Source organism: Hassallia byssoidea VB512170 (assembly GCF_000817785.2).
GTDB classification, from domain to species: Bacteria; Cyanobacteriota; Cyanobacteriia; order Cyanobacteriales; family Nostocaceae; genus Hassallia; species Hassallia carrinoi.
Map to the genome: position 1 here is coordinate 1 of NZ_JTCM02000176.1, position 8,056 is coordinate 8,056.

General features: G+C 41.3%; 9 protein-coding genes and 3 pseudogenes. 4 read left to right on the forward strand and 8 right to left on the reverse strand.

The window, feature by feature from the left end; translation table 11 throughout:
• On the forward strand, nucleotides 1-245 hold a 245-nt coding region (locus PI95_RS33765; RefSeq protein ID WP_163519438.1), incomplete at its 5' end, for a hypothetical protein.
• 48 nt (nucleotides 246-293) lie between these two features.
• Here the strand turns inward: PI95_RS33765 and PI95_RS33770 are convergent.
• From PI95_RS33770 to PI95_RS33800, 7 genes and pseudogenes are all read right to left on the reverse strand, one after another.
• Nucleotides 294-521: a hypothetical protein gene (locus PI95_RS33770; protein WP_039753788.1), complete on the reverse strand. Its 228-nt coding sequence runs from the start codon at nucleotides 519-521 to the stop codon at nucleotides 294-296.
• Between the two features lie 40 nt (nucleotides 522-561).
• Nucleotides 562-1,848 carry a family 4 glycosyl hydrolase gene (locus PI95_RS33775; RefSeq protein WP_039753787.1) on the reverse strand — a complete coding sequence of 429 codons (1,287 nt, stop codon included), beginning with the start codon at nucleotides 1,846-1,848 and terminating at the stop codon, nucleotides 562-564.
• Nucleotides 1,849-1,859: 11 nt separating this feature from the next.
• Nucleotides 1,860-2,765 (reverse strand): hypothetical protein, encoded by a 906-nt coding sequence (locus tag PI95_RS33780; protein ID WP_163519439.1) that lies wholly within the window; start codon nucleotides 2,763-2,765, stop codon nucleotides 1,860-1,862.
• Nucleotides 2,766-2,992: 227 nt separating this feature from the next.
• The gene (locus tag PI95_RS33785) at nucleotides 2,993-3,154 is read right to left on the reverse strand and encodes a hypothetical protein (RefSeq protein WP_163519440.1); all 162 of its coding nucleotides are present in this window, start codon (nucleotides 3,152-3,154) and stop codon (nucleotides 2,993-2,995) included.
• 243 nt (nucleotides 3,155-3,397) lie between these two features.
• Nucleotides 3,398-3,652, reverse strand: a pseudogene (locus tag PI95_RS33790) (oxidoreductase); the annotation flags it as partial.
• 10 nt (nucleotides 3,653-3,662) lie between these two features.
• Entirely contained in the window at nucleotides 3,663-4,934 is a 1,272-nt protein-coding gene (locus PI95_RS33795) for an NAD(P)/FAD-dependent oxidoreductase (RefSeq protein ID WP_039753783.1), read from the reverse strand.
• Nucleotides 4,935-4,957: 23 nt separating this feature from the next.
• On the reverse strand, nucleotides 4,958-5,728 hold the full coding sequence (locus PI95_RS33800) for a TauD/TfdA dioxygenase family protein (protein ID WP_163519441.1): 771 nt from the start codon (nucleotides 5,726-5,728) through the stop codon (nucleotides 4,958-4,960).
• A gap of 139 nt (nucleotides 5,729-5,867) precedes the next feature.
• Between PI95_RS33800 and PI95_RS33805 the strand changes: the two genes are divergently transcribed.
• Both PI95_RS33805 and PI95_RS33810 read left to right on the forward strand, forming a co-directional pair.
• Nucleotides 5,868-6,356: an Lrp/AsnC family transcriptional regulator gene (locus PI95_RS33805; RefSeq protein ID WP_039753779.1), complete on the forward strand. Its 489-nt coding sequence runs from the start codon at nucleotides 5,868-5,870 to the stop codon at nucleotides 6,354-6,356.
• Nucleotides 6,357-6,370: 14 nt separating this feature from the next.
• Nucleotides 6,371-6,544, forward strand: a pseudogene (locus tag PI95_RS33810) (helicase-related protein); the annotation flags it as partial.
• Between the two features lie 9 nt (nucleotides 6,545-6,553).
• On the opposite strand, the gene PI95_RS33815 reads toward PI95_RS33810, so the two are convergent.
• Nucleotides 6,554-6,946, reverse strand: a complete 393-nt coding sequence (locus PI95_RS33815; RefSeq protein ID WP_039753776.1) for a hypothetical protein — start codon at nucleotides 6,944-6,946, stop codon at nucleotides 6,554-6,556.
• A gap of 803 nt (nucleotides 6,947-7,749) precedes the next feature.
• Between PI95_RS33815 and PI95_RS33825 the strand changes: the two are divergent.
• Nucleotides 7,750-8,056, forward strand: a pseudogene (locus tag PI95_RS33825) (helicase-related protein); the annotation flags it as partial.

An 8,056-nucleotide genomic window follows, 5' to 3' on the forward strand; every position in this document is an offset into this window, starting at 1 on the left:
GCTTTTTCATCTCAGAAATGGATATGCGTTTTCGCGGTCCGGGTGAAGTGCTGGGAACTCGTCAATCGGGTGTGCCAGATTTTACCTTGGCGAGTTTAGTTGAAGATGAAGAAGTATTATTGTTAGCGCGGGAAGCAGCGGAGAAGGTGATAGAGATAGATGCAACTTTAGAGCGTTGGTATTTGATGAAAGAAGAGTTGAAGTATCGCTACGATCGCTTGATGGGTGGGTCAATTTTGACGTGAAGTTAGGAGTCAGAATATTAGGACTTACGCAAAAACTCTCCCAAACTCTTATTTCTCTGCGTCCTCTGCGGTTCGTTCCATGCGTGACTTTGCGTAAGTCCTAACAAGAATGTTCCACAGTTCCATTTCTGTTTGGGTCAAACGGCACCAAGAGCCATTGGGCAGTGAGTGAGTGAGCGCCGTGTGCCTACCTCCTTGTTCCCGGTCTGCCAAAAAAGCCTCTATCTCACTCAACCTTTCACCTTTGGGGGACGCGATCGCCTGTGACATTTGCATAAGTCCTGACTATTTTTTTGCGAGCGCAAAACTTTTCGGTCTACTGAAATTGTGGTAGGAATTGTTTATGTACACAGAGCATCTCGTCTAACATTCGTTTCGCAATTGGTAGAGAAGGAATCAGAGGATGGGTAGCCAATGCTGCAAGTGCAACATTATAGTTGCCATATATCCCCGCTTCGACAGTGAGTTGTTCATAGGCAGCAACTTGTGAAATTAAGCCTCGAAGGTGTGGATGTAAATCATGCTGTTGTTGAGGTATTAAATAATTATTCTCTATCTTCACAGGAGTCTCAACAACAGCAGTTTCAGGCAAGAACGCTAAATTACCCTTGTTGGGCACACACGGAAAAATCTGGCGATTGCTAGGACAAAGTATTTCGTTTATCGTAGTTGCAATTGCTGGTCCCAACAGGAATCCGCCCCTTAAAGACGCTGTTTTTATCCACTCCGGGTCATGCAGTGAGTACTGCTGCATTAGAATCTGGTCTATTTCCTTACATTTTTCTGCTCTAGTCTTTGAGTAGCTGCATATCTGATCTGTTATCTCTTTTAGCAAGTAGTAATACTGCAAGTATGGAGAGGGTATTACTCGGCTCGATCTTGATATATATACTAGCGATGTTAAATCTTTATGATTGGGAAGTAATTTCTGGAGTATGTGATCAATATGATTTTCTAATACAGTATCAATAATAGATTGATTGTTTATAACTATGTCTGTAATCCAAGAAAGGTGATTTAGACCAGTATAAGATAATTTAATTTCTTCTTGAGGTATGTTCAAAACCTCAGAAATTGATAGCAGCATTTGTACTGGTATTTCACAAATTCCTATAGTTCGTTCCTTTCTTATTCTAAAACAAGCCTGCGTAATAATTCCAACAGGATTTGTAATGTTAATCATCCATGCTTGTGGACTGAGTTCTTGCAATATTTCACATATTTGAACAGCAACTGGTATGTTGCGAAGCGCACTTATAAAACCACCCCAGCCTTGAGTTTCTTGACCCAATATTCCATGCTTAATAGCTTGTAAAGTATCAAAGTATCTCGCATTCAGCCCCCCAACGCGATACATTGTAAAAACAAAGTCAGTGTTTTGAAGAGCATATCGTAGATCACAGCATAACTCTAATGTCACTGAAATATGGTAAGTTTCAAACTGATGCTCTACAAATTGCTTGATAATATCTAACCTATCTTGAACTATGTCCATCAAAACAATCTTCCCAAAAGGGAATTCCTTAAAGCTCTTCAGCAGGTAATCAATTAATACAGGTGTATAATTACTTCCAGCTCCTATAATACTAAGAGTAAGTGACATTAAATATACTTTTATTTAAATAACGCAATCAGTGATATTATAATAGCAAATGCACTTATTAGCAACGAAATTCGGTCTACGTTTACTGATATATAATTTAACTCTTGAATACTTACAGTGTCTTTGAGAACCTTATAAGTCTCAATCATCAAATCATGTGTCCATTGATTTACAGGAGTAAATTTATTGGTTATCTTCTCTATTTCGTGATCCTTTTTGATTTTTTGGTAAATTCCTCCATAATAAATTCCATCAATAATTTTAAATAGCAAGTTTTGATCCATTTTATAACCACTCAGATATATTATTATACTAGGTACACTTATTCGGACATAGTGAGTTTTTGGTCGAATTAATTCAAGATTATCACTTTCTGTTAGTGCAAACCCAAAGGCAGTACTTCTACTTGAAAATACGGAATCATAGCCATTTTTATCTAGTTCTATTACTTCTCTCTTCATTTCTTTTTGTCCGTTGGGAACCACAATTAGAGTATAAGAGTAAATGTATCGGAGTAGCAAATTCGATGTTTTGTTTGGTATTGATATTTGATAGTTTGTAAATTCCTCGAAGAACTTTTCCCGTATTATCTTGTGAATTTCACCTCGATAATCTCTAATTACTGATAGAGTAGCACTCTTAACAAATTTTGTCTTGAATATGGCTCTGTGATGATAGTAACCAAACTGTATTTCGCTTGCAAACTTGGACAGATTAGCCCCCAAACAATCTTCAAAGGCGACAGGATCTCTTGATTTTAACAACTTTAATTTAAAGTATGCAGCATCACCATTATCATCTTTATGTCCTCTCCATTTTTTTAAAAATAAGCTGTTCCTAAAGTATGAATCAATCATACTCATAGTTGCTCTATCGAGAACTACTGTTTCATCAGTATCTTCTTCAAAGTATAACATACCAAGTATGTACAGTTCGACGCAGTACTTGCTCATAGCTCATAGTTTATTACTATTTTAATTTGTTGATAATTTATTTATATTAACTAGTTAGAATTAGCATTTTAGCATTCCAGATTTTAACTAGAGTTAAACTTTTTTTATATTAACCATAAGAGGGTGTTTGAAAAGTTTTAGAAAGTCAAAATTTAAGCCAGTCGCCTCACCATAATACCATCCGTGAGAGGTTAAGGTAATTGCATTTTTGTCAAGAGGGAGCAGGAAAAGGCAATAAATCCAGCTTGGAGACTGCCTAAGCTGGTTAGCTCCTCGACCGGAGCATTTTTATAAAGTATTTTAGCGATCGCACGAGCGTGTTCCATCAACAGCTGGTTTTCTTCTTCAGTCATGGCAATTCTCGCAGATAGCTAGGGCTGTTATTATCCCTTTAGTATCTCACATTTCATTTATTTCTATTAGAAGAATAAAAACTGGGATGCACCCCGCGTTACCTTTGTCATAAGCAACGCTGAAATGGTATGTGCTTCACTAATGCCATTTCTATTCCGAATACAAAGCTTTCGGAACGGGGTCAAAGTAATACTTATGTACTATACAAGGGTGATCGCAGTGTGCCAGTTGCGTAAGTCCTGTTGCTTCCAGCCTTTTACTTGTGCTGAGTTATAAATTCCCGGTGTATTAGGGTAGCCAATGCCATTGGGTGCAACTTGGGTTGCTTCGCTGATAATTAACCCAGCCGATGCTCGTTGGGCGTAATATAGGGCATTAATCGGCTGAGGAACATACCCAGCACCAGCACGACAACGAGTTAGAGGTGCAAGAATCATGCGATTGCGAAGTTCGAGCAAACCGAGATTAGCAGGAGAAAGCAATTTTAGTGTCGTCATGATTTCTGTATTAAGTTGTTTCCTCTAAATATTTATGAACTAAAGTTACAGCCATAGCACCTTCACCAACAGCCGAAGCAACCCGCTTAATGGAGTTATGTCGGACATCACCAGCAGCAAAAGAGCCGGGAACGCTGGTTTCTAAGAAAAAGGGGTCACGGTCGAGTGTCCAACCTGACGGGGGATGACCATCTTTAAGTAAGTCCGAACCAGTGACTAGATAACCAGAGCGATCGCGCATAATATTAGTGTCCTTTGCCCATTCAGTATTTGGCGCACCCCCAATACAAACAAACAGACGTTGCGTATCGATTTTCTGCACACCGTCATGACAATTGGTAATTTCAATCTGGCGCAGTGATGTATCGCCATCAAGACCAGTAACTTGAGTGTGAAACAATACCTCAATATTGCTAGTATTGGTAATCCGGTCGGTGAGATACTGCGAGAGCGTGGCTCCGAGATTACCACCACGAATTAGCATTGTCACTTTTTTGGCATAGCGAGAGAAATACATCACAGCTTGCCCTGCTGAGTTACCACCACCAATCACAAAGATATGTTGGTCTTGACACATAGGTGCTTCGCTGGCTCCCGCACCATAGAACAAGCCTACATTTAAAAATCGGTCTTCGTTGGCAAGATTGAGCCGTCGATACTCTACACCAGTCGCACAAATATTTGCCCGTGCAATCATTTTGCTGTTATCTGCCATGTCTACATAGATGCGATTATTCTTAAACTCAGCTTTAATGCCTTCGCGCATCAGCAACAGTTCGACACCGAACTTGACCGCTTGCTGACGCGCTCGTTCAGCTAATTCAGCCCCACCAATTCCTTCCGGAAATCCCATGTAATTCTCAATTAATGAGCTAGTACCCGCTTGTCCTCCAATCGCGTGTCGCTCAATGAGAACAGTACGCAAGCCCTCGGAAGCAGCATAAACGGCAGCACTTAATCCGGCAGGACCCGCACCATAAATCGACAAATCATACTCTTTAAATCTTGGCTGAGTCACCCACCCCAGCCTATGAGCAATTTCTCGGACAGTAGGAGCAAACATCTGTGTGCCATCTGGCAGTTGAATTACTGGTAATCGAATATTACTTAGGGATGGAAGTCCAAGTTCTCTTTGGCAATCATCATCACAAGTTAATTCAACCCAGTCAAATTCAACAACACTGCGATTGAGAAAATCACGAATTTCATAAGCTTCTGCGGAATTAGGCTGACCGTAAAGCCGTACCTTTCTTGAATATCCCTGTCCGTCTAAATTCTGCATCTTGCCTCAATCCAAACTGATTATTAAAACTTGACTGTGCCGCTAACTGTGGTGCGTCGCTGTAGTTGGGGATATTGCGGATCTGCGTAGGTAGCAAAATGAGCAACAGATGCGTTATCGCAAATAATCAAATCTCCCACTTGCAGCTTGTGATGATACACATACTCCGGGTGATTGAGATGACGATTCAAATCGCGAATAATACCAACGCTCTGTTGATGAGAAAGTCCGACAATTCCCACCGTCAGCCCCATGTTGATGTAAAGCGCTTTGCGTCCAGTTATCGGATGTTTTCGCACCAAAGAATGCACAACGCCATTACGGTGAATTGTCTCTAACCCTTCCACTTGCTTTTTGAGAGTTTCTGGCAAGCTTTCATAGGCGTGATACATATTGTTAAAGAGAAAATCCCCACCTTGAAGCGGTGCTTTGAGAAAGTAAAACAGCGATAAACTAGTTGGCGTTTCTAAAAATGAGCCGTCATGATGCCAGTAATGTCCCACATTGGGATAACCATCTTCTTCGCGGTTGGAAACGGGAAAGATTTCCGGATAGTTCAAATAGTGGGGATGGGGGCTGAACTGTTCCATCTCACCAAAGTTACGACTAAAGGCAATTTGTTGCTCAACGCTCAAGTTTTGGTGGCGTAAAACGAGTAGCTGATGTTCAATCAGTGTCGAGTTGAGTTGAGCAAGTATATCAGGTGTTATTTTCTTGGAAGCATCAACTCCTTCAATCTCAGCTCCCAAAAATGACGTGAGAGGACGAATCATAATTTTAGATTGGGTATGCATTGATAGATACCTCTAACTCGTTTCATGTATTTATTTTATAAAGATATTATGTGTAAATAAATACTTAAAGTAAAGCATTTCCAGGTATTAACTTAAGATAAAACTGTCTTTGTAGGCTTTTACTTATAAAATTAAAGTTATGATTGATAACTCACAAAAGCTGATTGATGAAACAAGTTGGCAGATTCTGGCGATTTTACAAGAAAACGCCCGCATTCCCTTAAAAGAACTGGGAAAGCGGGTAGGGTTGTCCTCGCCGGCTGTCGCGGAACGAGTCCGACGTTTGGAAGAAGCTGGGGTTATTACTCGCTATCGTGCAGAATTAAACTTGGAAAAACTAGGATTGCCGATAATGGCATTCATCACCATCAAATCTTTTGGACATCGCTGCGATGAAGTGCGATCGCTTTTGCGTGAGTGTCCAGAGATAGAATCTTGCTATCGCGTGACGGGTAGCGATCATTATCTAGCCAAGGTATCAGTAACTTCTATTAGTCACTTAGAGCAATTGGTCGATCGCTTTATTCCTTTTGCCACTGTCACAACTTCAATTGTGCTTTCAGTTCCCGTCGTTGGACGGACAATTGATCAAGGTATCTTCCCTGAAGCAGAACGTCCTAAATCATGACGTTGCAGCCCGTCAAATCCCGCGATCGCCAAACTCAAATTCTCGTTTCTACCAACGTCGTTGAAGTCGGTGTAGACATACCAAACGCTACAGTCATGCTCATTGAAAATGCGGAACGTTTTGGTTTATCTCAGTTGCATCAATTGCGGGGACGTGTCGGTCGGGGTGGAGCGCAATCCTACTGTTTATAGCCGCTACTATGCAGTTTTCACATTCTCATCTGATGCTTGTGCAACATTTTTTAAGCGACTCGACCTGATTTTGCGGATGCGATCGCTATTGCGAACACCACCTGCCATCTCATATTCGCGGCTGTCTTTGCCATACTTGATAGCAACCACCATCAGCATCTTCTGAGAAAGCTGACTCAAGTTTTTTTCCATCTCTTCAATCTCAGTTTTAGAAGAGTCAACCATAGACAGAGCGGTATTATAAACATCAAGTTTGTTACGTAACTGCTCAATTGACTCAATCAGTTTTTCCAGACTATAATCTTCATCAAATTTGATGCTTGGAACAATCGATTTCAGTCCAGCGGATCTTAACTGAGCTTTTTCTAAAATACGGGATGTGCGTTTTAGACGAGACATAAATTTATTTCTTTAAGATACTTCTAGAGCTAGCTTGCCTCAGTTAAAGCGCATTCCGGTTCAGGGTAACTCACAATTTTTTATAATAAACTTTTCAGGTGATACCAGTAATTTTCCGGTATCTCATCACTAGATGTTGATTTTTATAAAAGTTTTAAGCCAGACCGCTCCCAATACGCTTGGTGTTAAGGGAAGAGACGCAAGGGTATCGCCGTCTCTACAAAGGACTGATTATTGTAAAGACGGCGATACCCTTGCGTCTTTGCGATCTATAATTTTCATCAAAAAATATTATCCGAACCGTATTGAGACCGCTCCGGTGAATTGGGAGACCGCTCCGGTGAACTGGGAGACCGCTCCGGTGAACTCGCAGACCGCTCCGGTGAACTCGCAGACCGCTCCGGTGAACTCGCAGACCGCTCCGGTGAATTGGGAGACCGCTCCGGTGAACTCACAGACTGCTTCAGTTTGTTGAAAAGTGTATAGATGCAAAGCGATTTGTTGCTAGATATCGCTGCGTAGGCAATTTAACTTAGGCGATCGCAGTTTATAAAAAAGCGATCGCACTACAAGAGTGCATTGGCTAATCCTACCAAAATACCAAGAATTGCTAAACGGTAACTAGGAACGTATAAATTAGATGAGCAAAATTCATCCTTCAATTGGCTGTGGGATTGATTCCCAGAGTGGCGAAAAAATTCATTAGCCGCACAATATAAACTGGCTGACCAAAAAAACATCAGTGGACTGTCGGGTAGACTGAGGATGCCAAAGCTAACTTGAAAAATTGGACAAATGGTAGCGATCGCCAAACTCAAATTCTGGTTTCTACCACCGTCGTTGAAGTCGGTGTAGACATCCCAAATGCTACATTTATGCTCATTGAAAATGCGGAACGTTTTGGTTTATCTCAGTTGCATCAATTGCGGGGACGTGTCGGTCGGGGTGCAGCGCAATCCTACTGTTTGTTGATGAGCAATTCTCGAAGCCCCGATGCAGAAGCGCGGCTGAAGGTTTTGGAACAGTCCCAGGATGGCTTTTTCATCTCAGAAATGGATATGCGTTTTCGCGGTCCGGGTGAAGTGCTGGGAACTCGTCAATCGGGTGTGC

Bases quoted from the DNA above. Each gene is read 5' to 3' on its own strand.
- PI95_RS33785 (WP_163519440.1), bottom strand. From the start codon at position 3,154: ATGACTGAAGAAGAAAACCAGCTGTTGATGGAACACGCTCGTGCGATC.
- PI95_RS33775 (WP_039753787.1), bottom strand. From the start codon at position 1,848: ATGTCACTTACTCTTAGTATTATAGGAGCTGGAAGTAATTATACACCT.
- PI95_RS33770 (WP_039753788.1), bottom strand. From the start codon at position 521: ATGCAAATGTCACAGGCGATCGCGTCCCCCAAAGGTGAAAGGTTGAGT.
- PI95_RS33780 (WP_163519439.1), bottom strand. From the start codon at position 2,765: ATGTTATACTTTGAAGAAGATACTGATGAAACAGTAGTTCTCGATAGA.
- PI95_RS33815 (WP_039753776.1), bottom strand. From the start codon at position 6,946: ATGTCTCGTCTAAAACGCACATCCCGTATTTTAGAAAAAGCTCAGTTA.
- PI95_RS33800 (WP_163519441.1), bottom strand. From the start codon at position 5,728: ATGCATACCCAATCTAAAATTATGATTCGTCCTCTCACGTCATTTTTG.
- PI95_RS33795 (WP_039753783.1), bottom strand. From the start codon at position 4,934: ATGCAGAATTTAGACGGACAGGGATATTCAAGAAAGGTACGGCTTTAC.
- PI95_RS33805 (WP_039753779.1), top strand. From the start codon at position 5,868: ATGATTGATAACTCACAAAAGCTGATTGATGAAACAAGTTGGCAGATT.